Consider the following 23,042-nt stretch of genomic DNA (forward strand, 5'->3'; position numbering starts at 1 on the left):
TAGATCAGCAGTGCGGATACTACCACTCTGTGGTGGTCATCCGCATGACGAGGTCGACTATCTCTCATCACTGTTTAAGGCTGTGTGTCGTCTGTTGAGAAAGGCTGGCTGAAAATGGTGGCAGAGCGAGATGAGACGATCTGCCTTTCCTAACCGCTATCGCGGGCTACTGTGAACGACACTTTTTAGGCTCTGCCCTTCAATTCGATGACCTATCATGGGTTTCTCCTGGTGGCCGTCAGAGAGCTTGAGACTATGCTGTTGTGGGTTCATGGGGGGGAGGTTGTCGTTCGATCTGCAGCCAGGACCTAAGGGGGTATCCCTAGTGTGGTGCGTCATACTAGCTTTATACAGCCAAGTGTCTGTTTCAGGATAACACTCAATTCACATCTAATCGCTGAGGGTTGTCGAAGGTGGGGAGGGAGGCATTGCCCGAAGACGGGTGATCAGCCTCAGCCGCCAGTGAGTAAATTGCTCCGTAGCGGGCCGCCTGAAAGCCTTCGTCCTCGATCATACGGCGATCCTCCACTGAACCGTAATGGTAAAAGACCATGCGCCGCCACTGTTCCGGCCGATACTCACGCCGGATGTCGCTGAGGGCTGTGTGTGAGGGATTGGTATCGGTGGCGCAGTCGTGAAAGATCGTCTCACCCCGGCTGGCGTATCGGATCAACACTTCCGGAATGGGGCGAGTGTCGCCGGTGTAGAGAAAGCGCCCTTTGAGTGCGAGGCCAAAAGCAGTGTCGTGCTCGTGGTGGCGCACCGGAAAGACATCGAACAGCATATTACCGTGCCAGAAGCGCTCGGAAACCGGAATCAGCTGAAAGGCATCCCAGAAGTTACTGCCACCCTCCGCCAACATGTTGGGATAGTCGGCGATCCGGCTCTGGATCACCGGCAGCAGTTTGACCGGTACAAAGAGTTTAGGCGGCAGCACCAGGGGCAGTGTCATCAAGCGGTAGAACCAGCCCTCCAGCCCGCCGATATGATCGAAATGGGGATGTGTTATGAACAGGGCTGGAGGCTCCAGGCCCGCGTAGCTTTCCCGGAAGCGGCTCAGGGTGTCCGGTCCGCAATCGATCAATAAAAGGGGAGTGCCCTGCTGCTCCAGCACGGCGGCCGAGGCCCCAAGCTCAATTGCCTGGGCATTGCCGACACCCAGAAAGCGCAGTGACAGGGAGGTAGACATAGTTGCCAGAGGCTGGTTGTCGAGTGGGCACATATCGAACCTGACTATACGCCCCAATTCTTACCGTGCCTTTACAGACCCAGGAAGTGCTGTTCCCCTACCGGCAACACCTGGTTAGGGTCGACAAAAAATGGGGCGGCGATAAAGCGTAACGCGTATTCGTTTGTCTCCTGCCATTCACCACAGACTATAGGAAACTAGTAATTTGTGGCGTTTTGGGCATTAATGGTATGGTGAATCTTCCTCAAAAAAAGTCTCAAAGCAAAGACTTATTATTTTGAAAACTCATCTGAGATCAATTCGGAATATCTATATTGTTGCTGGTACAAGTTTATTCTTACTGGTTGGGAGCTTCTATTTTTTCGGATTTCAGCCACTATCTGATCGCCTGCGTAGTGAACACACATTCGAAATCGAACATTTTCTCGATTCAAGCCTATGGATTATCCAGGGGGTAATCAACAAGCATTTTGATCTGTCGCGGCAGAGTGCAAGCCGCACAGCGATACGGAAGAAACAGATCAGTTTCCTGAATGGCGAAACAACCCTTGATCAACTGGTTGCCTTTAGTGCTCCCAAGCTGGACGATGCCTTATTTGCAAATGAAGATATTATTGGCATATCCCGATTCGATTCGTCCGGTAAACTCCTATTTCATGTTGGCCGAAAATTGCCCAATGAGCTCATCGAAAAATGCAACCTGGAGAGTCTCGAATCTGTAAATATTTTAAATCCTATTGTGATCGATGGAGTGCAGCGATTGATCTACTGTTCACCCATAGTGGATAGTGATTATGGGCGTGTTGGCTCGGATATCCTTATTATGAGCGATCAATCCATTCAGAATATTATCCAGTTTGCATCTCCCTATAAAAGTGCTTTGATGATTCTCGGCATGACAAGTGGAGGAAAAATCATCTACTGGCCAAGCATAAACGCTGATTCTCGAGCTCATGAGGTATTTAATAATTTCATAAAAAATGGTGAAGTAGAAAAAGGCTACATCATTCGCACTAAGAAGGTTAGTAATAGTGGATGGTATCTCTATGCAGTAATCAATGAAGAAGGTTTCTTTGCGGATATAAACCGACAGTTGTTATTATTGATTAGTGTTATTATAGGCATTGCAATACTATTGCTCGCCTTGACCGTACTCGCCCTCAGACCCATAATCCGCACCCTGTTGAAAGAACAAAAACTGTTAGAACAGTCCCATCGCGATGGTCTCACAAATTTATATAATCATGTTTACATGGAAGAACTTTTGGATCACGAACTATCTCGTGCCCTACGCTATAAGCGCCCACTGAGTATTCTCATGTTTGATGTCGATCACTTTAAACTGGTCAATGATACAAACGGTCATCTAGCCGGCGATGACGTACTACGCGAAATTGCCAATCTGTCACTAAATATTTCACGTAAAGAAGATATCTGCGCACGCTACGGTGGTGAAGAATTTCTGATAATACTGCCGGAAATCGGGAAGGATGCTGCGCTTATCTTCGCAGAGCGTTTACGTACAAAAATTGCTGTTATGCAGGTTGGGGCAAAGGCTGGGAATATCAGTGTCACTATTAGTATCGGTCTCCTCAGTTATAACACAGAAGCAGATGACTCCAGTATGCAAGACATTAGTGTACGTGACATTATACAGTTAGTAGACAAGGCACTTTATACCAGCAAGTCCGAGGGTAGAAACAAGGTAACTGCTGTTACACTTCCCTGAGAATACCTGGGAGAAAAAGGCGGTACTACTTAGTCAAGTATAGGTTGTCGTTGAGTACGAGCTGAATCAGCTCAGTGTCCGCTAGCCTTAGCCTGCCAAGCGCCTAACCGGACACTCATACACAATTTGCCAAAATTAATCGATCGATGGCAATTCAGGAATGGATATCTAGTTTATTTAGTTGGCGGTTTATTATTTTTCTGAAATTTACATTATCGACAAACCCTAGTCTCTCTCGCATCTATTTAGCAGATAATATTCCAGTGTCTGTTGTTCATCTGGTGTAAACGACCTATCCAGTGGCCGATATAGTTGGATACGGTCGATGCGAAATTGTCGGTAATCTTCTCGAAGCTCACACCAGCTAACCAGAGTCCAGACATTTCCCCAGAAAAACAGCCCAAGCGGCCAGACGGTTCGGTTTGAAAATTGCCCATCTGCACGTTTGTAGTTCAGTTCGATTTTCTTCTGTTGTTTGATCGCCTTGCGGATACCCGGCAGGATCTCCGCGACCTCGGAAAAGATATGAAAAGCCGGCACGAGAAGTTCTGTTGACTCGAAAGCCTTTTTCAAAGACTCAGGCAGGATTGCTTCAATGCGCTGCAAGGCCAGTGTGGCCTCCTTTGCCAATTGTCGGTCTGACCAGGCTTGTACCATGCGCGCCCCCAAAACCATCGCCTCAAGCTCGCTCTCAGTAAAGGTGACCGGTGGGAGATCATAATGAGGGTCGATACGATAGCCGACGCCTGATTCTGCATATATCGGAGTACCGGATGCAGAGAGGTCATCGATGTCCCGATAAATCGTCCTCACTGATACCTCAAGCCTCTCTGCAATTTTGGCAGCGGTTAGGCATCGGTGGGTACGTAGCAATTGAACGATTTGAAACAGGCGATCGGCACGGCGCATATTATTAACCTGGCGACGAAGTATGTCGAGTTCAGCCGTGGCCTACAGCAAGGCATCAAAACGCCACTGTAGCACGCCTACAGCAAGCTTTGATAACCCAGTCTGTAGGCCATTACACGCCAGCTTCTCTCTAAAAATCATAATGGTAGCGGCTTTAAACCGGTCTTTGCTCGGTATTGTGACTCTTACCAATGAAACTACTATTGCCTGCGAGCCATGCCTTGATCTAAGACAGGCTTGACCAGACAGCCTGAGACATTCTTGTCATCATAGGGGAAAACCGCCATTTCTATGCCATCCATCATTTCCTGTTTAAGTTCCACTCCCAGCATGTTCTGGTAAAAATCGATAGCGCGGGGCATGTCAGCGGCGCTTCGAATCGTCTGTGTCGGGTAGATGACCACCTGCCACGCAATTACGCCCCCTGCCCTTGGCCTCGTATAGCATCCTATCTGAGGCCTGCAAAAGATTGTGCGGTTCCTCATGCAGCTGTGGTACACAGGTTGCCACACCTACGCTGATGGTAATGAACTCATTGGTAGAGGAGTATCCATGCTCCAGACCCAATGCGTTCACCGCTTGACGAAAACGCTCTGCGATTTGCATACCATGCGCCTCATCAGTAGCTGGGAGTATGGCTGCGAACTCTTCACCGCCATAACGCGCCACCATATCCGCTGTGCGATGAATTACAGTGCCCAACGCTTGGGCCACACGACGCAGGCACTCATCACCAGCCCCATGACCATAATTGTCGTTGTATTGCTTAAAGTGGTCTACATCCATCATTACAAGTGTCACCGGACTACTTGTACGGGTGGCGCGTCGCCACTCCTCCTCCAGGCACCGATTGAAATGGCGCCGATTCGGCATACCTGTCAAATCATCGATATTAGACAAACTGGCCAACGTATCGGCTTGGGATTTCAATGTCAGGTGAGTACGAACACGGGCGCGAACAATTTCAGGTGAAAATGGCTTGGTAATATAGTCGACAGCACCAGCCGCCAATCCTTTTGCCTCATCCACCACTTCGTCACGCGAGGTGACAAAAATAATAGGAATACCTTCCGTCATCGGATTGGCTTTGAGCTTTCGACAGACATCCCAACCATCCATCTCCGGCATCACCACATCGAGCAGTATAAGATCTGGAGGATTGTGTAAATCTACCCGTTCTATCGCTTCCCGACCGCTTGTAGCGACAATCAGCTCATGTTCCATACGCAGTGCATCGACCAGCAAGTGAAGATTCTGAGGTTCATCATCCACAATCAGCACAGTGGCGCGTTTGTCAGTCATGGATCGGCTCATGACCCTTCACTACCAAAGGCTTCATCAATCTGCCCCAATAGCTGTAACCCCTCATCGAAACGGTAGCGGTCGAGCATCTCTTCAAGTCTGGCAACCCGTTCCGGTTGTTGATCGCTCGTATAGAGCCGAACTGAGGGCAACAGATCCATGGCTCGCACATTGCCTTGTTTTAGCAATCCAGCCATTTCCGCCACCAATTCGTTCCATGGTATTGGGTTTTCAATCAGTTGACTGTTACCGTGTTCCTGGTTTTGCGGCAGCTTACCGATGCCTTTCGTTACTTCATCAAGGCAGTGTTGGAGCTCGGTCAGATCATTTTCGCTTATGCCATCCAGCATATGCTTTTCCACTTTCTGACAACTAAGATAGAGCTGATTAGCACCAATATTTCCCGCCGCACCCTTGAGTGAATGCAGCAACCGCTGAGCCTCGCTTTCGTCACCCTGATTTAGCAGACGCTTCAGCATCTTTACATCGTCCGCGTGGTAACTGTTGAAATCACGCAGTAGCTTGATATAAAGGGAAACATTCCAACCTGATCGAGGTAGGCCGTCGAGCACTTCAACTCCGCTAATAGGTTGAAGCATGGCTTGCGTGGGATCATCGATCTTGCCACCTTTTTCCTCAGGTGTGGATAGTGCCAGGTATTTACTCACCACTGTATAAAAGCGTTCAGGATCGATCGGTTTAGCGATAAAGTCGTTCATACCTGACGCCAAAGCGCTCGCACGGGCATCCTCCAACACATCAGCGGTCAGAGCGATCACAGGCATATCGATCAGTCGCGGGTCACGGCGCACGATCTCTGTTACCTCATAGCCATTCATGTCAGGCATCTGGATATCCATCAACACCAAATCGAATCTTGTTTTTGCCAGGATTTCCAACGCCGCCTTGCCGCTATCGGCAACCATGACCTCCACACCTCGAGAGGTCAACAGCTCCTCACCCACTTGCTGATTGATGGGATTGTCTTCCACCAACAACACCCTGCGGCCTTGCAGTCCGGGATGCGTCGTCTCGATCAATTCATCACCGCCACAGGAGGTAACAATACCTAACACCCGTGCAGCCGCTCTGCTCAGAAGTAAGGGCGTTACCGGCTCCCAGTAGCAGCTTACACGTTGATCCTGACATCCAGCAGAATTCCGCTCAGCCAACAGCAACACTTTGGCCTGCAAGGGCAGTTTTTCCTTTAACTGCTGCCAATGCTTCTCGCCCATCCCACGGGGGTCATACACAATAAGATCGTAGGGCTGAATGGCGTCGGTTGAATCCGATAACGCCCTGCAGGCATCATCAACAGCAACCACACTGCCGCCAGCCCGCTCCAACAACTCACTCAATGCACGAAGGGAGTCAGGTTCTTTACTGGAGACAAGCACCCTGCTTCCATTAAGAACACACTTTTCCTCCACTGGCTTGAAGCCATCATCGGGTTGATCCAGCCAGGCATTAAACATAAAGGTGCTACCCTGCCCGATGGCACTGCGAACCGTTAGTTCTCCCTCCATCATATCCACCAACTGACTGGCGATATTGAGACCAAGTCCCGTGCCACCGTAACGGCGGGTTGTCGAACTGTCACCTTGGGTAAAGGCATCAAAGATAGTCCGTGTCTGCTCCTCGCTCATACCCATGCCCGTGTCGCGCACCTCAAAACCGAGACAGATTCTGCTCGTGCGCCGATCTTGCACCGAAACATCAATCTCCACACTGCCGGTTTCGGTAAACTTCGCAGCGTTTGCCGCGAGATTGAGCAAAACCTGGCCAAGGCGTTGCGGATCACCGATGAAGAAGTGCGGTACTTCCCGGCGGACATGTATAGCAAAATCGAGACCCTTGCTAATCGCCTGATGTCCAGCGACAACGGACGTACTCTCCAACACCTGGTCCAGGTCGAACTCGACCCGTTCCAGTTCAAGTCGTCCAGCCTCCACCTTGGATAGGTCAAGCACATCATTGATGACACCCAACAGGGAACGTGCGGCCATCTGTATGGAGTTGAGGTAGTTGCGCTGTTGCAGTGATACCTCTTGCTGTAGCGCCAAGTGTGATAGCCCCAAAACCGCATTCATGGGTGTCCGCATCTCATGACTCATCGTGGCGAGGAAATCACTCTTGGCGCGACTGGCTTGTTCAGCCGCTTCTCGTGCTGTTTTGGCATCCACCTCGGCCTTTTTTCGGTCGGTGATATCGAGAATGGCGCCCTCAAGATAGCCTTGTTCCTCGTAGAGTGTTCCGCTCAATAAGAAACTTCTTACCGTTCCGTCACGGCAACGACCGAGAAACTCGAAGTTATCGACACTACCATGCTCATGCAGCATCTGTAACAAAGTCTCGCGTTTACCAGGCTCTACATAGACATCCCACACAGAGAACCGATCCATGAACTCTTCCAGCGAGTCATAGCCAAACTGTTCATACAAAGTCGGGTTGGCAGCCAGTACTTTGCTTCCGTCAATGGTGGTTCGATAGAGCCCGACCAGTGCCGTGGCGTAGAGATTCTTGAACTTCTGTTCGCTTGCCCGGAGTTCACCTGTCCTCGACTCGACCATTCTTCGCAGCTGACGGTTCCAGAACAGTGTCACCCCAAGCCCCAATAGAATTAAAACAACAGCAACAGTGATGAGCTGTTCTCTGCTCGGTCTCCAGATTTCGGGTTTGAGACCTATCCATTTGCGATAGATATTATGCCGTTCATCGTCATTGATCGAAGCGATACCTTTCTGTAAAAGTTGATTGAGTATCGGCCAGTCTCTCCTTGAGGCGATGCCAAGTTCATAACGAAACCCGGACTCACCCGCAACCTTGAGATTCTGAATGGCATACTTTTCAATAAAGTACGAGGCCGAAGCTATGTTGGCGATAAAGGCGTCCACCTTGCCATAGGAAACAGCGTAGAGTCCGTTACGGATATCCGCAACTGGCACCAATTCCAGGTTGGCAAACCCTCTCTCAAGGTAATCATGGGTCGCGTAATCCTTAACCACTGCGACACGTTTACCAACAAGATCCTCTACACTGTCTATGCTAGCGGTTTTGTCATTGACGATAATCACAGCCGGCAATTCCAGATAAGGTTCGGTAAAGAGAAGATATTTGTCTCTATCCGGGGTGCTTGCAACCGCCGGCAAAAGGGAGATATCCCTTTCACGAATGCTCTCCAATGCTTGGCTCCAGCTCTCCTGTCGAACTATCTCGATATGGATACCTAGTCGCTGTTCAACCAAGGCGATGTAATCGGCCACCATTCCGGTAAACTCACCATCATTGTCCAGATACTCCATCGGGGGCCAGGCTGGGTCTGCGCCCGCCAGGATAACCGGATGTTCTGCCAGCCATTGCCGCTCCTCATCCGTCAAATGATCAATATCAGTGGTTCCTTTCTTTGGCAGGTTAACGGTAATCCACTTGCGCAATACCCGCGCTCTCTCTTCCTCTGTGATTGAGTCAAGGGCCTTGTCGAGCAGACGCGCCAACATTGGCCAATCCTTGCGTGCCGCAAAAGCGAGTTTATAGGTAAAGCCCGTCAGGTTGTTGATGTGTAGATTAGTAATTTTCCACTTTTCTATCGCATAAGTCGTAGTGGCCAGATTCATTACTGCCGCATCAGCCTCACCCGTGGAGACCATTTGCATTTGGCTCTGTACATCGGGCGCCATCAGTAGTTTTACCTGCGGATATTTCTCACGTAAAAATCCGTTAATCGCAAAGCCTTCAATCGTGACGAGGCGTTTTCCGTTCAGCTCCTCTAGTGAAGAAAAGGTCTGCTCCGAACGACTGATAACCACATCAGGAAACTCCAGATATGGCGCGGTAAAGTGCATATACTGCAACCGCTCCGGAGTCTCTGCCGCCACTGCTGTCATATCGGCTTTGTGTTGTTTGACCAGTCGCAAAGACTCTACCCTGGTTTCTGGCTTCATGTACTCAAAATGAACACCCAGTTTCTGGGCAATCAGTCCAAGCATATCGTTCGCTAAACCTGTGGAATCACCTGCGGTGTTTCTGAACTGAAAAGGTGCATAGTCCGGGTCGGAGGCTATGCGAATCAGCGGATGCGCATCGACCCACTGTTGCTCCTTATCCGACAGCGTAAGCTTAGGGGTCGATTTTGGTTTCAGGTCATTCGTGTATGAGAACATAATCCACTGGCTGAAAATCTGTGCATAAGTACCATCGGACTTGATCTCATCGAGAATCTGTTGCCACCGCTCGATCACACTGTCTGGTGTGTTGCGACTGAAGGCAAGCGACATGTAATCTTTCTGCAGCTCGAAGACCTTCTCAATTCTGCTACCGACTCTGGCATGCGCGATCATGTGTTGGGCAGTCAATTCATTGGCGATCCATAAATCAATTTCGCCATTTAGAAGCCTCGGGATATTGAGACTGTTTTCGATAACAGCATCAAGGTTATCAAAACCATTCTCCTTCAATATCAACTCACCGAAATCATCCTTGTAGACACCGATGCTCTTCACCTTTTTTGCATCTTCAAGGCGAGCGATGGAGATCGCTTGGTCCTTACGGGCAAAAAAGGCCAGATTGTTAGGCACGAGGGGACCAACCCATTTGAAGAGATTCTCTCGGAGAGGAGAGCGTGTGGTGGAGTAGAGGATGATGTTATCTTCTGTCTGGGCGAGTCGGTAACCATCTACCCAGGGCATAATTTCAATATTATCAGGATGATCTAAGCGCTTGAGAATTTCACGAACAATTTCTGTGGAAATTCCTATAATTCCACCGTTTTCATCTTTATGGTTGTAGGGTGGAAATTCCTCGGTAACGATCCGAAAGGTGTGCACCGGCTGTTTGCCAAAGCAGACGGAAGCAGAAAACAGAAGCAGCAGAACGGCAAGAACAGAGTAGTAAAAGCTAAGTCTCGTCATCAAGGGTTTGGCTCTGTGCACGCTGTATCTGCTGTAGTTGAGCCAGAATCCCATTGGGTTACAGCTGACTGGCTAGTGTAGAAATATCGCTTACCTATATTGCGGCAGCTCCTGCCCCCTATCCAGTTTCACCAGCTGTTCCAGTAATGAGGTTCCTATCAAACAAAGAGTAAGCATAAGTAAAATAACCGCATCACCCTTGTATATCAAGGCTGTAATTGGAACTTGGGTCTGCCTGAAATATCCGTCTACCTGGCCTCAATCGATTCAATCCCCCTGGATTTCCTGCTGACAAAATCGTCAGGAACGATTTTGAACAGCTTTAGCTGCCCCCGAAGGGGTGGAGGAGAGGAAGTCCGTAATAATCCGCCCTCCTCCACGGCCTTTCCGGCCTTCCGGTATAGTTCAGGCAACAGGCTGCCAGACAATTCAATCGGCCACTAACAAAAATGAGCAAAGTGGAGTCACTCTACATGCGCGAGTGACAACAACGCTGAGCGGAAAAACAGCCTCACCCCTTCAGGTTATCTCCAATCTGAGCCATGGTTGATTTTATGCGAATAGTTATCATGGTATTTAACATAGCGAACCAAATCGTTATGCTTAAATTCCCTTATTAAATTACTGAGTCTATCCAACTTTCGATTCAGTCGTTTAAACTCTTTACGAGACAGCAATCCATCCTCTTTGAATTCACGGGATAATCTTCTAATATTACGATGTTTTCTCTTAAGTTTTTTCGTCTCTTTATAAGTTAAACTCTCTCGATCTATACCCTGCTCGATACGATAGTACTGCCGCTCCAGCCGTCGCTCTATTGATGCTTCCCGGTCTTGATCACAATAGCGATGCTTGGCTGAATTCCCGGCAAAAGCCGGTACTGCAATCATCAATAAAAGCGATGTGGCAACCAGGTTTTTATAGATTGAATTCATCAGGCTACTCCTTTGAGGTTCTTTTTGCTTATCACACTCTCAGAGTAAGCCCCGAATACTGAACAGAGACTGAACAGCAAGTAAGCAGAAATAATTCGCGAAATAGATCTCACCAGTGAAAATGAGGCTAGTATGCTAAGCACCTATTAGTTATCCTCATCAGGTAAGCTCATGATCTTAAAAAAATCAGTTGAGCGTGTGATAAATTCGGTAACACTAAGCCGGATCACTGGCTTACTGAATTCTAAATTATTTGAGGCGGATCTTCCGCGAGATAGAGTTGAATGAAGTACTATACTGCTTGGCTTTTGGCTACATGCTTGAGCTGTACCAGCTTTTTTGCCTATTCTGAAACACGCTATGTAACGGATGAGCTGCATCTCTCTCTATATGAGCTGATTAACTCCAAAGGCAAGCTGTTACAACGCCTAAAAAGCGGAACAGAGTTGGAGCTATTGAGTGAAGAGGGGCTTTTTGCAAAGGTTCGAACATTAGATGGCAAGGTAGGTTGGACAAAAGCAGGTTTTTTAATCCAAACCAAGCCAGCTCGGGCTCTGCTCGAAGAACTAAGTATTGAAAACAGCCAACTTAAAGCGAATCTTAAAACACAGAAAGTTCAGCTGACAGAAACTGAGCAGGCCCTCAATAAACTGAGAGACCAAGAGCAGCAAGCTAATGCAGAACTACAGGGGCAATTGGAAAATACTGAAGGTATCGTCTCTGCTTTGGATCGAATTCAGCAAGAAAACGAGAGTCTCAAAGCAGCTCAACAAGGCCATTTCAGCAAGGCAATTCCCATAAAGCTTGGATTAATTGCAGCTGGCGTCACCTTCATCTTAGGTATAGTGAGTGGAATAGCCTTGTTCGACTATCGTAGTCGCAGACGCCACGGCGGTATTCGAATTTACTGATCAGTAAAACCTGACCTCAATGCCAGTCACTATTTATTAAAACTCAATAGCGTATTTTTTCATTCTGTAGAGGAGCGTATCTCTAGTAAGTCCTAGCAGCCGAGCCGCTTTGCTTCGATTACCGAGGGTCTTGGAGAGGGCTTGTTCAATCAAATCAGCTTCCAGCTGATCCATGCTGAGTCCCTGATCCGGCAAGACAAACAATCCATCTTGAGAATTTTTTTGTTTTGGTGCTGTACGAAACTCATTAGGAAGATTCTCTATCTCAACCTGTCTGCCTGAAAACAGAATCAGCATTCGTTCAGCAAAATTTTTCAATTCCCGGACATTTCCCGGCCAAGGGTAGCTGTTGAGTAACTTCAAGACCTGTTTGCTATAGATCGGTGCACGTAGATTGTAGCTCTTTGAGAGTTCAACTGTGAGCCCGTTGAGTAAGAGATCGACATCTCCCGCACGTTCACGCAGAGGAGGAAGCTCCAGAGGAACCACATTGAGTCTGTAGTAGAGGTCGCTACGAAATGTCTCTTCGTTCAATGATTTGGATAGATCACGATTGGTCGCTGCGATAACTCGAACATTGACCCGCTGGTTTGTTGCCCGCCCCACCATCTGACATTCACCAGTTTCGAGGAAACGTAACAGCTTTGCCTGTACTGCCAGGGGCAATTCGCCAATCTCATCGAGGAACAGAGTTCCGCCATGAGCCGCTTGTACTTTACCGATACTGTCAGAGGTTGCTCCGGTGTAAGCGCCTTTGCGATGACCAAACAGTTCACTTTCTGCAAGCTGTGTGGGCAATGCCGCACAATTCACGGTAATAAAAGGCTTGTCGTATCGGCGACTGTTTTCATGTAGCGCCTGAGCAAGTAACTCCTTACCTGTTCCACTCTCTCCTGTCACAAGAACAGTCGCATCCGTAGCGGACACAATGCGCATCGCACGAAGCAATGTTTGAAATTCCGGGGCCTTTCCTAACATTTCCATCTCCTCAACAAAACAGCCACATTGTAAAACACTTTGGAGTATGAGGAAAATAACCTTGATCATTAGATTGCTGACCAATAAAAGCTCCCATCATCCCGAAAAGTACCTCGATTTGACCCTAAATTCTTATAAACCGCAGAAATGAATTCTACAATCTGTTGATCTTATTAAAAAAGCACTGATCTCAGATTTCAGTTATAGAGCTCTTTGACAATTTCCAGGAACCGCTTCGCCTGGGGGGAGAGGAATTTACCCCGTCGTAATACGATGCCATAACTCCTATCCGGGAAATATTCACCCAGTGGAATAGTCGCCACCTGCTCCTCTCCGGTCAGGCAGACGTCAGTCACTATGGATATCCCCAGACCAATCTCAACGTATTTCTTGATCACTTCCCAGCCGCCGGCCTCAAGGGTCACGTTATAGTTGGCATTGTGTTGCTTGAACACAAGATCCACCATTCGCCATGTACTGAGATGGTGAGGCGGCAAGATCAAACCATAGGGGCTGATATCGTGCAGTCTAATGCTCTCCTTCTTTGCCAAAGGATGATCATTGGGGGTGATTAACACGGGGGCATAGTTAACGACAGGCTGATAGGTCACATCATCAGGAATCTCCATCAGAGAACCGATAGCCAGATCAGTCTCATCTGCACGGAGCATTGCCATGCCATCCCTGCCAGTAACATTATGCAGCTTCACCCGAATACCTGGATAGCGCTCCGCAAAGCGTCTAATCGGCTCAGGAAGAATGTAGAGGATCGTAGACTCGCCAGCAGCGATATTGAGCTCACCACTCTCCAGTTTTCCGCAGGAGGCTAAAAAGGTCTCCTGAAGTTTATCCATCCCTTCAACAAGTGGTTGTGAAAGCTTGTAGAGGGTCTCCCCTTCAGGGGTAAGTTTGATTTTTGGCCCCCGACGTTCAAATAGTACAGTTTCCAGCTCCCGTTCAAGTGCTTGAATCTGCAATGAGACAGTCGGTTGGCTCAAATAGAGCCGCTCAGCAGCTTCACTGATTGAACCTGTCTGTGAAGCATGGCAAAAGGCCCTCAGTTGCTTGAGACGATTTTGCTTATAATGAATCTGTGGGGTACCGGCCATATGAGTTGCTCTCAAGTATTAATATTATCAATACTAGATGGAGAATACTTCAATAGCAACAATAAATACATAAATTGTTATGGCTGCTCTCCCCACTTATAAACTACTGTTACGCCTTAAATAGATATCTACTATCGAGCGAGGTCACAATGTCACAGCCCGTGAATAAACAGGATCCCATGTATCAACTGTTGAAACATGGACAGGTGAATGAATTCAATCAGCGTCGGTCTGCTGGAGAGGCCTGCAATCTTGAGAATGCCGATTTAAGAAGTGTGGATTTAAGAGAACTGGATGCAAAAGACCTTAGCCTGGCAGGTGCCTATCTACGACATGCAGACCTTCGTGGGCTTGACCTGAGGCTTACCAATCTAGAAGGGGCCAGCATCAGCGGTGCAAAAATATCAGGTACCTATTTTCCTTCATCGCTATCTGCTGAAGAGATCACGCTCTCCCTGGTTCATGGCACCCGGCTACGGACAAGTTGAACGATCAGCTCTCGGAATCGAGCTGGGCCAGAATATTTCGCGCCACCATGCGCTGATCCGAATTCCCATCCTGGAGGATCTCATATAGCAGATCTCTGGCTTGATCCACTTTGCCAGATGCCCGGAAGACCTGAACCTGATGCAGTTTTTGCTCCAGGGGGTCGTCTGCCGGTGTATCGAGCAGTTCAGAATCATCTTCATCCTCAGCTTCAATCGCATCCAACTCCGCTTCCATCTCATCATCAGACATCGGCACAAAACGGTCGGGATCCAGATAGTCATGGGCAGGATCGATATCACTACCTACAGGTGACTCTGTTGTTTGAAGGGGGCCTTCTTGGTTTAAATCACCTTCACTCTCCTCGGCAAGCGGTTCGGCATCCTCCTCCTTTTGCCGTACAAAGCCCTTCGAAAAGATTACGCCAAACTCAAATAATACCCACATCGGTAGCGCTAACAGGGTTTGTGATATCACATCTGGCGGTGTTAGAAACATACCTGCAATGAAGGCCCCAACAATCACATAGGGACGTTTCTGGCGAAGCTTTTCTGGGGTGGTAATCCCGAGCCATACCAAAATTATGGTGGCGATGGGCACCTCAAAAGCGACGCCAAAGGCAAAGAACAGGGTCATTACAAAATCGAGGTAGCTGCCCATATCGGTTGCAACCTCGACACCCTCTGGAGCCGTTCCCGCAAGAAATGTAAACACCAGGGGAAAGACCACAAAATAGGCGAAAGCCATGCCGCAATAAAACAGCAGGGTGCTGGAAACCAGCAGGGGCACCACCATGCGTTTTTCATGGCGGTAGAGGCCAGGTGCAACAAATGCCCAAAACTGAGAAAGAATGAATGGGATCGCAATGAAAATAGCGAGCTGCAAACTCAGCTTAAAGGGTATTAGGAATGGATCGATGGGCTTGGTTGAGATCATCGTACTGCCTTCAGGCAGCGCGGCTCGCATTGGCCCGGCAATGGCGCTGTAGAGATCATTGGCAAACGGAAACAAGACAGCAAACACCACTAAAACCGCTAGCACCATACGCAATACACGGTCACGCAGTTCAATCAGGTGTGCGACCAGGGGTTGCTCTTGGCTCTTGGTATCTGGTGAGTTTACGGCCGACATCTATTCTGTTTGATTCGGTTTCTTATTATCGGAGGGTTGATCGGAATCTACAGCACTCTTTACCTCTTGCATCTGGCTTGCTGTTTCCTGTTTGATCTGGTTTAGATCATCCTTTGTCTCTTCCAGGATCTCATGCACCGGATTGGCCATTTGCGCCTGTTTCTGCAGAATATCCTTAAGCTCTTCCGCCTTGATCTCTTGATCGATGTCGGCCTTTACAGTCGAGATGAATCGCCGTCCACGCCCCAGCCAGAGGCCCGCAGTTCTGGCCACTTTTGGTAGACGTTCAGGACCGATAACGACCAGCGCAACCAGTGCGATAATCGTCAGTTCCCAGAAACCGACATCAAACATGCTGTTCTCTAATCAATCTGATGGATGTTACCAGGATTCAGCTCTTTTCCTTCTCTTTCGAGGTGACCTCGCCATCCACAACAGTACCGCTTTCAGACTGTTCGATCTGCTCTTTTGCTTTAGAGGCCTGTTTCTCGCCATCTTTCATTGCACCTTTGAATCCTTTGATGGCGCCACCCAGGTCAGAGCCGATGTTTTTCAGTCGTTTGGTTCCGAACAATAACAATACAATTGCCAGGATAATCAACAACTGCCAAATACTGATACCACCAAAACCCATAATAATCTCCACCTCCGGACTCGCCGGTTTAATTTGTAAACTGCGCGACCATTAAACCCGATCAGGCAGTGTGCGCATAGCATTCTTTACTGGGACAACCCGGGGATGATACCTGGGTTCTATCCCCAGCACTACTTGTCTCGTTGCGCCTTCTCTTCAAGACCAGAGAGGCCAAAACGCCGTTGTAACTCTTTCAGTACCAGATCAGGCCCCAAACCCTGGTGCGCCAGCATTACCATGCTATGGAACCATAAATCTGCAGTCTCATAGACAATCTTCTCGGGAATGCCGTCTTTTGCCGCCATCACCGTCTCAGTTGCCTCTTCTCCTATCTTTTTCAGGATCGCATCAAGCCCTTTGTCATAGAGCTTGGCTACATAGGAGCTGTCAGGCTCAGCCTGTTTACGCTCTTCAAGTACTTGAGCCAGTTGCTGCAGTATCTCACTCATATCCTGGCTCACTTGTATATCTGTTTGGGATCTTTAAGTACTGGCAGTGTCTCCTCCCAGCGCTCACCCTGTAGTTTTCGAAAAAAACAGTTGTGCCTTCCAGTATGACATGCAATACCACCCTTTTGCTCAACCTCGAGTAGAACCACGTCGCCGTCACAATCGAGTCGAATGGCGGAAATGACCTGTTGATGTCCCGACTCTTCACCTTTGTGCCAAAGTTTTTTTCTCGATCTGGACCAGTAGACCGCATGCCCGGTTTCGTGACTCAGTCTGAGTGCCTCTCTGTTCATCCAGGCCATCATCAGCAACTTGCCGGTGTCACGCTCTTGGGCGATTGCCGGCACCAGACCATCACTATCCCACTTAACTGCGTCGAGCCAACTCACAGACGAACCTCGACACCCTGCTGCTGCATAAACTGCTTGGCTTCACCGATAGAGTACTCAGCAAAGTGAAAAATACTTGCTGCCAATACGGCATCAGCGCCACCACGCTTGACCCCATCGACCAGGTGCTGCAGTTCACCGACACCACCGGATGCGATCACTGGAACAGGTACCGCCGTAACAATCGCCCGGGTCAGTTCATTGTCAAAGCCAATTTTGGTGCCGTCCCGGTCCATACTGGTAAGCAGGATCTCACCTGCGCCATAGTCACACATCCGTTTGGCCCACTCTATGGCATCCAATCCTGTGGGTTTGCGTCCCCCATGGGTAAAGATCTCCCACTTCAATGGCTCACCTTCACCACTGACCTTTTTTGCATCTATCGCCACCACGATACATTGTGAACCAAAACGTTCTGTCGCCTGTTTGACAAACTCAGGATTGAAAACCGCTGCAGTGTTGATGGCAACTTTGTCAGCACCGGCATTGAGCATACGACGTATATCCTCTGCGGTACGAATACCCCCACCGACTGTCAAAGGTATGAAAACTTCACTGGCCACCTGCTCAACCACATGCACGATGGTTTCACGGTTATCTGAACTGGCGGTGATATCGAGAAAGGTGATTTCGTCAGCACCCTCCTCGTTATAGCGCCTTGCCACCTCTACCGGATCCCCAGCATCGCGAATATCGACAAACTTAACCCCTTTAACCACACGACCTGCGTCGACATCGAGGCAAGGAATGATGCGTTTTGCAAGCATACCCAATAATCCTATCTACTTTGATTAACCTGACAACTGGTCAGCAAGACGTTGTCCCTCAGCCAGATCCAAGGTTCCTTCGTAAATCGCTCTTCCGGTGATGGCCCCCATAATGTTACTGGTATCAGCCTGACAGAGGGCCTCAATATCATTGATATTGGTAATACCTCCCGAAGCGATCACTGGAATAGAGACTGCATTGGCCAGATCCCGCGTTGCTTCAACATTTGGACCGCTGAGCATGCCATCACGTCCAATGTCTGTATAGACAATCGCTGAAACACCATCGTCCTGGAAACGCCGAGAGAGTTCAGTGACCTCCTGGTCAGTCACCTCAGCCCAACCATTGATCGCAACCATACCCTCTTTGGCATCCAGACCAACGATCACATGACCTGGGAACGCCTTACAGGCCCGAGCGACAAATTCCGGCTCTTTTACCGCCTGAGTACCGATGATGCAGTAGTCCACACCCGCCTGAAGATAGGCCTCGATGGTTGCCTCATCACGAATACCGCCACCAACCTGAATCGGCAGGTCAGGGTAGGCTGAGGCGATGGCACGAATGGCATCCCCATTGACCGGCTCTCCAGCAAAGGCACCATTCAGGTCGACCAGATGAAGTCTGCGCCCCCCAGCTTCAACCCACTGGGTGGCCATCTGCAAGGGATTATCAGAAAAAACCGTATCATCTTCCATCCGACCCTGGCGCAATCGCACACACTGGCCATCCTTGAGATCTATTGCAGGTATTAACAACACAAGCGATTCCTAACTCAATATGATAGGGATTCAAGATTCCCAATTTACAAAATTTTTCAGAAGTTGCAGCCCCGCATCAGCACTCTTCTCGGGATGAAATTGAACCGCGAAAAGATTGTTCTGGGCTATGGCGCTTGCAAAACTGACCCCAAAATCTGTCGTTGCAGCCACCAGTCCCTTATCCTCCGGGTCAACATAGTAGCTGTGCACGAAATAGAATCGGCTACTCTCTGGTATTCCGCTCCACAGAGGGTGATCATCGCGTCGGTTTACCTCATTCCAACCCATATGGGGGATTTTCAAGGCTTCGCCATCCGCTGCGACCCCACCGGGAAAACGTTTGACCCGCCCCGTAAAAAGGCCCAGCAATGATGTGCCACCGTTCTCTTCACTCTCTTCCAGCAACACCTGCTGCCCCATACAAATCCCAAGAAAGGGTTTGCTCTGGGCTGCATCCAGAATTGCACGGTTGAGATGATGATCTGAGATTGCAGCCATGCAGTCTCGAGCCGCTCCCTGTCCAGGAAACACGACTCTGTCTGAACCAAGAATCAGATCCGGATCATCAGTGACCAGGACCTCATCATGCTCCGCTGCAACATGCTCGACCGCCTTGGCGACAGAGCGAAGATTTCCCATACCGTAGTCGATCACGGTGATACGCTGTGACATCTTAATACCTGCGAATCTTTTTACAGAGTGCCCTTGGTGGAGGGGATTTTCTCTGCCATGCGTGGATCCATCTCTAGAGCAACACGAAAAGCCCGTCCCAGTGCTTTGAAGATAGTCTCCGCCTGGTGGTGAGCATTTGTGCCTCTCAGATTATCAATATGCAGAGTTATGCCGGCATGATTGACCAGTCCCTGAAAAAACTCCTGCAACAGATCAACGTCGAAATCCCCGATACGTGCCCGGGAGAAATCAACCTCATAGGTCAGTCCAGGACGCCCTGAGAAATCGACCACGACGCGTGACAAAGCTTCATCCAGTGGAACATAGGCGTGTCCATATCGACGAATACCTTTTTTATCGCCCACAGCTTTAGATAAAGCCTGACCTAAGGTGATGCCGATATCCTCCACAGTGTGGTGGGCATCGATGTGCAGATCACCCTTGGCGGACACCTGCATATCGACCAAGCCGTGGCGCGCAATCTGATCCAGCATGTGATCGAGAAAAGGCACCCCAGTGGCAAAACTGGATTCACCAGTGCCATCCAGATCGATCGAAACGCTGATCTGCGTCTCCAGGGTATTGCGCTCAACCTGCGCGGTACGCTGCATAACAAAGACTCCGGTCATGATTGCGATGTGCAATGGAGTGATGGTTATCCATTCACCCCAATCAAACCGCCTATTCTAGAGAAAAACGGAGAAAATGACAGCGCCTACCGACAGACTGGATTAATTCTGCAGCTCAGGATTAGAAAAGCTCGGCTTCGACCTCTAGATAGGCAAGACTGATATGGCGTCCGACATTGCGCTCAAAATCGATCCAGGTATGGAATTGATCCAGGTTTTTGGTCACAAGTGAGCTCATCTCAAAGTCACTCATTCCCTCTTCATAGTATTTCGCCACTTCCGATTTGAGTGTCGACAGGTATCTGCGATAGGTCTCAGGAACCTCTCTGCCACCGGTCACTCCATGTCCCGGAACAAAAATCTCTGCAGAGGTTGCCAGTGCCATATCAATGGCTTTGATATTCCCCTTGAAAGTTGCGCTGTCCATTTGACCAAGACGATTGCTCATCACATTATCACCCAGAAAGATCACTTTCTGCTTTGGCAGTTCCAACATAATGTCTGAGTGGCTATGGGCCTCGGCCTGATAGTGCACCCGAATGGTTATACCTGCCCGGGTTATCTCCTCTCCATGAGCTGTAGATCGATTCGGCGGCACCTCGACCGTGCCACTGACAGCTCCCCCGGTCATTCTCATCAGTGTTTCCAGAAAAGTTTTACCCTCTCCTTTCAGCACCAGCTGTCGCATGGTCTCATGACCAAAGATCTCTACATTCGGGTAGGCATTTTTAAATGCCTGATTGGCGAGCCAGTGATCCCCGTGAATATGGGTGTTGAATAGAGCAACAACCGGCAGATCAGTCACTTTAACGATCTGACGCAGTAACATCTCCCCTACCTGTACGCTCGAACCTGGATCGATAACCACAACACCTTGATCTCCAACGACAAAGGCCGGGTTATTCATAAATCCCAGGTTTTCGACTGATGGCACACCAAGGGGGCCATGAATAACATAGACCCCCTTAGCTATCTCCTCTGCTGTATAGTCTGGTACCGCAGGCCCGCGCTCGGCAACAGCCAAAATAGAGTGCGACAATATGATAATAGTAAGTAGGATTTTTGTGATGGAATGGCTCATATTTCTTAATGATTGAGTTGACTCTCTATCTGCTGATTGTTGCCTAGCGCTAAGACGATTAAAACAATCAGAGTTTAAGGTATTATTAACCCGGCGACTAAGTATGTTGTCTTCAGGGTTAATAGGGCCTGTTAACAGACCTAACACTCCAGCCAGAAAGTCACCGGACCATCATTCGTCAGTTCAACCTGCATATCAGCACCGAACACACCACAGGCGACCCGACTGCAACGTTCAGTTGCACGTTCAGACAAATAGTGGAAAAGATCCCTTCCCAGTTCGGGATCCGCAGCACTGGAAAAACCTGGGCGCATCCCTTTGCGGGTATCTGCAGCCAAGGTAAATTGGGGAACCAGTAACAATCCGCCATCAACATCCAGCAGGCTCAGGTTCATACGACCCTGTTCATCAGGAAAAACCCGATAGCCCAGCAGTCGCTCTAACAATCTGTCAGCCTTACTCTGATCATCGCCTCTCTGTACACCAACCAGCACCACCAGGCCATATCCGATTTTGGCTACTGACTGCCCGTCGATTGACACCTCTCCCTTCCGCGCCCTTTGCAATAAACCTATCACTCTATAATCCCAGCAGAGTCCCAAAACGGTCTGTCGCCTGAACAAGTGCGCTACTGGTACCTGGCTCAGAGGCAGAATGACCCGCGTCAGGAACAATAACCAATTCGCCTCCCGGCCAGGCCTGGCTTAACTCCCAGGCAGATTGCATGGGACAGATCAGGTCATATCGACCCTGCACAATCGTCCCCGGTATCCCTTCCAGCTTTGGTGTCTCAATCAATAGTTGATTAGGCCGAAGAAAGGCGTGATTTACAAAATAGTGCGCTTCTATTCTGGCTAGACTCAGTGCAGTATGGGGGTTGGAAAAAAAACCAACCACGGATTGGTTAAGGCGTAAACTGGCTGTCTTGCCCTCCCAGACAGACCAGGACTTAGCCACAGACATGCGTGTGATTTCATCTTCACCGATCAAGCGACGATAGTAGGCATGGAGAAGATTCTCCCGCTCGTGCTCAGGAATCGGCGCAATAAAATCCTCCCAATAGTCGGGAAAAACCCAACTCGCCCCATTTTGATAAAACCACTCGATTTCTCTATCGCGACAAAGAAAAACACCTCTTAGTACTATCCCGGAGACGCGTTCAGGATGGGCCTGGGCGTAGGCCAATGCAAGGGTTGAACCCCAGGAGCCACCAAACAGCAACCAACGATCAATGCCGAGTTCTTCTCGGATCTTCTCTATATCTGCCACCAAATCCCAGGTTGTGTTGTTTTCCAGAGATGCATGGGGTGTTGAGCGGCCACACCCTCTTTGATCGAACAGCACGACACGAAACAGATCGGGATTAAAAAAACGCCGATGATAAGGCTCGCAACCTGCCCCGGGGCCTCCATGTAGAAAAAGTGCTGGTATACCTGCGGGATTACCCACTTGTTCGATATAGAGTTGGTGTTGATTATCAACTGAGAGCCGCTGGGTTTTATAGGGCTCAATCGCAGGATAGAGGTCAATCATTGTGGATCCATTATCTCTGTAAGAATATTCCTACATTTCCAAGAGATTATTCCTACGTACATGTGGTAATTAGTCCCATTATCTAAGACTATTTTTGTGCCATTATTAAGTTGTCATCTTTAGGGATAAATCTCAAGGATCAGCCGCTAGGGAAAGAGCATGGATGAGGAGCTTAGCCAACCAAGCCGATGACAGTAAGCCCAACCGCAAGGAGTGCAGTTGGGCTTTTTCATTTTCTGAGACCCTCGCAACCATTTTTCCGGCTTACCACTAGCCTATCACCCTTTGCAAGCTCTGTTTTATCTCTACAAAAATCAACTCATTGAGAATAACACTCGATAACCAAATTATTTACTGTTATTTTTCAATAACTTAGTAGCGTAAGAATTTTCTTACACTTAAAAGAGACAAATCTCACACTCTTAGTGTGAATATTCCCACTCTAATTGTAAAAAACTGTGTCACTATTTAATTGTCGTCAACAAGGACACTTGAATACAGGGATAAATCGTTACGGATAGAACATGGATGGGAAGCTTA

Annotated in this window: 23 protein-coding genes; 3 read left to right on the plus strand and 20 right to left on the minus strand. The window is 48.8% G+C overall.

The window, feature by feature from the left end; translation table 11 throughout:
* Nucleotides 1-379: 379 nt before the first annotated feature.
* Complete coding sequence (locus AC4IE7_RS20430) at nt 380-1,189, minus strand: MBL fold metallo-hydrolase (RefSeq protein WP_490778725.1); 810 nt, start codon at nt 1,187-1,189, stop codon at nt 380-382.
* 277 nt (nt 1,190-1,466) lie between these two features.
* Here AC4IE7_RS20430 and AC4IE7_RS20435 point away from each other — a divergent pair, with 277 nt between their 5' ends.
* Complete coding sequence (locus tag AC4IE7_RS20435) at nt 1,467-2,918, plus strand: GGDEF domain-containing protein (RefSeq protein WP_490778726.1); 1,452 nt, start codon at nt 1,467-1,469, stop codon at nt 2,916-2,918.
* A 225-nt stretch (nt 2,919-3,143) separates the two neighbouring features.
* Here AC4IE7_RS20435 and AC4IE7_RS20440 read toward each other — a convergent pair whose 3' ends face one another.
* The 5 genes from AC4IE7_RS20440 to AC4IE7_RS20460 form a co-directional block, all read right to left on the minus strand.
* The gene (locus AC4IE7_RS20440; protein ID WP_490778727.1) at nt 3,144-3,827 is read right to left on the minus strand and encodes a helix-turn-helix transcriptional regulator; all 684 of its coding nucleotides are present in this window, start codon (nt 3,825-3,827) and stop codon (nt 3,144-3,146) included.
* A gap of 200 nt (nt 3,828-4,027) precedes the next feature.
* Entirely contained in the window at nt 4,028-4,189 is a 162-nt protein-coding gene (locus AC4IE7_RS20445) for a VOC family protein (protein ID WP_490778728.1), read from the minus strand.
* 1 nt (nt 4,190) lies between these two features.
* Nucleotides 4,191-5,129: a GGDEF domain-containing response regulator gene (locus AC4IE7_RS20450; protein WP_490778729.1), complete on the minus strand. Its 939-nt coding sequence runs from the start codon at nt 5,127-5,129 to the stop codon at nt 4,191-4,193.
* Between the two features lie 8 nt (nt 5,130-5,137).
* A complete protein-coding gene (locus AC4IE7_RS20455; protein WP_490778730.1) occupies nt 5,138-10,036 on the minus strand; it encodes a transporter substrate-binding domain-containing protein in 4,899 nt (1,632 codons plus the stop codon).
* A 524-nt stretch (nt 10,037-10,560) separates the two neighbouring features.
* Nucleotides 10,561-10,971 carry a hypothetical protein gene (locus AC4IE7_RS20460; RefSeq protein ID WP_490778731.1) on the minus strand — a complete coding sequence of 137 codons (411 nt, stop codon included), beginning with the start codon at nt 10,969-10,971 and terminating at the stop codon, nt 10,561-10,563.
* Nucleotides 10,972-11,255: 284 nt separating this feature from the next.
* Here AC4IE7_RS20460 and AC4IE7_RS20465 point away from each other — a divergent pair, with 284 nt between their 5' ends.
* Entirely contained in the window at nt 11,256-11,882 is a 627-nt protein-coding gene (locus AC4IE7_RS20465) for a TIGR04211 family SH3 domain-containing protein (protein WP_490778732.1), read from the plus strand.
* Nucleotides 11,883-11,918: 36 nt separating this feature from the next.
* Here AC4IE7_RS20465 and AC4IE7_RS20470 read toward each other — a convergent pair whose 3' ends face one another.
* Together AC4IE7_RS20470 and AC4IE7_RS20475 are read right to left on the minus strand one after the other, a co-directional pair.
* The gene (locus AC4IE7_RS20470) at nt 11,919-12,860 is read right to left on the minus strand and encodes a sigma-54 interaction domain-containing protein (RefSeq protein WP_490778733.1); all 942 of its coding nucleotides are present in this window, start codon (nt 12,858-12,860) and stop codon (nt 11,919-11,921) included.
* A gap of 197 nt (nt 12,861-13,057) precedes the next feature.
* The gene (locus AC4IE7_RS20475; protein WP_490778734.1) at nt 13,058-13,969 is read right to left on the minus strand and encodes a LysR family transcriptional regulator; all 912 of its coding nucleotides are present in this window, start codon (nt 13,967-13,969) and stop codon (nt 13,058-13,060) included.
* A gap of 149 nt (nt 13,970-14,118) precedes the next feature.
* Between AC4IE7_RS20475 and AC4IE7_RS20480 the strand changes: the two genes are divergently transcribed.
* Entirely contained in the window at nt 14,119-14,457 is a 339-nt protein-coding gene (locus AC4IE7_RS20480) for a pentapeptide repeat-containing protein (protein ID WP_490778735.1), read from the plus strand.
* A 4-nt stretch (nt 14,458-14,461) separates the two neighbouring features.
* On the opposite strand, the gene tatC is transcribed toward AC4IE7_RS20480, so the two are convergent.
* The 12 genes from tatC to pip all read right to left on the minus strand — a co-directional run bounded on the left by tatC (nt 14,462) and on the right by pip (nt 22,502).
* Entirely contained in the window at nt 14,462-15,586 is a 1,125-nt protein-coding gene (gene tatC / locus AC4IE7_RS20485) for a twin-arginine translocase subunit TatC (protein ID WP_490778736.1), read from the minus strand.
* Nucleotides 15,587-15,940: a Sec-independent protein translocase protein TatB gene (gene tatB / locus AC4IE7_RS20490; protein ID WP_490778737.1), complete on the minus strand. Its 354-nt coding sequence runs from the start codon at nt 15,938-15,940 to the stop codon at nt 15,587-15,589.
* 37 nt (nt 15,941-15,977) lie between these two features.
* A complete protein-coding gene (gene tatA, locus AC4IE7_RS20495) occupies nt 15,978-16,220 on the minus strand; it encodes a Sec-independent protein translocase subunit TatA (protein WP_490778738.1) in 243 nt (80 codons plus the stop codon).
* A gap of 131 nt (nt 16,221-16,351) precedes the next feature.
* Nucleotides 16,352-16,669 (minus strand): phosphoribosyl-ATP diphosphatase, encoded by a 318-nt coding sequence (locus AC4IE7_RS20500; RefSeq protein ID WP_490778739.1) that lies wholly within the window; start codon nt 16,667-16,669, stop codon nt 16,352-16,354.
* A gap of 8 nt (nt 16,670-16,677) precedes the next feature.
* Complete coding sequence (hisI, locus tag AC4IE7_RS20505; RefSeq protein WP_490778740.1) at nt 16,678-17,058, minus strand: phosphoribosyl-AMP cyclohydrolase; 381 nt, start codon at nt 17,056-17,058, stop codon at nt 16,678-16,680.
* Entirely contained in the window at nt 17,055-17,825 is a 771-nt protein-coding gene (gene hisF, locus AC4IE7_RS20510; protein WP_490778741.1) for an imidazole glycerol phosphate synthase subunit HisF, read from the minus strand. Before hisF ends, hisI begins: the two co-directional genes overlap by 4 nt.
* 24 nt (nt 17,826-17,849) lie before the next feature.
* Nucleotides 17,850-18,587 (minus strand): 1-(5-phosphoribosyl)-5-[(5-phosphoribosylamino)methylideneamino]imidazole-4-carboxamide isomerase, encoded by a 738-nt coding sequence (gene hisA, locus AC4IE7_RS20515; RefSeq protein WP_490778742.1) that lies wholly within the window; start codon nt 18,585-18,587, stop codon nt 17,850-17,852.
* 30 nt (nt 18,588-18,617) lie between these two features.
* A complete protein-coding gene (hisH, locus tag AC4IE7_RS20520; RefSeq protein WP_490778743.1) occupies nt 18,618-19,259 on the minus strand; it encodes an imidazole glycerol phosphate synthase subunit HisH in 642 nt (213 codons plus the stop codon).
* A 20-nt stretch (nt 19,260-19,279) separates the two neighbouring features.
* Nucleotides 19,280-19,870, minus strand: coding sequence for an imidazoleglycerol-phosphate dehydratase HisB (gene hisB, locus AC4IE7_RS20525; protein ID WP_490778744.1), 591 nt, complete (start codon nt 19,868-19,870; stop codon nt 19,280-19,282).
* 139 nt (nt 19,871-20,009) lie between these two features.
* The gene (locus AC4IE7_RS20530) at nt 20,010-20,969 is read right to left on the minus strand and encodes an MBL fold metallo-hydrolase (RefSeq protein ID WP_490778745.1); all 960 of its coding nucleotides are present in this window, start codon (nt 20,967-20,969) and stop codon (nt 20,010-20,012) included.
* Between the two features lie 140 nt (nt 20,970-21,109).
* A complete protein-coding gene (gene dtd / locus AC4IE7_RS20535) occupies nt 21,110-21,547 on the minus strand; it encodes a D-aminoacyl-tRNA deacylase (protein WP_490778746.1) in 438 nt (145 codons plus the stop codon).
* Between the two features lies 1 nt (nt 21,548).
* On the minus strand, nt 21,549-22,502 hold the full coding sequence (gene pip, locus AC4IE7_RS20540; RefSeq protein ID WP_490778747.1) for a prolyl aminopeptidase: 954 nt from the start codon (nt 22,500-22,502) through the stop codon (nt 21,549-21,551).
* Nucleotides 22,503-23,042 lie beyond the last annotated feature (540 nt).

This window comes from Candidatus Thiodiazotropha sp. AKAK3, assembly GCF_058244645.1.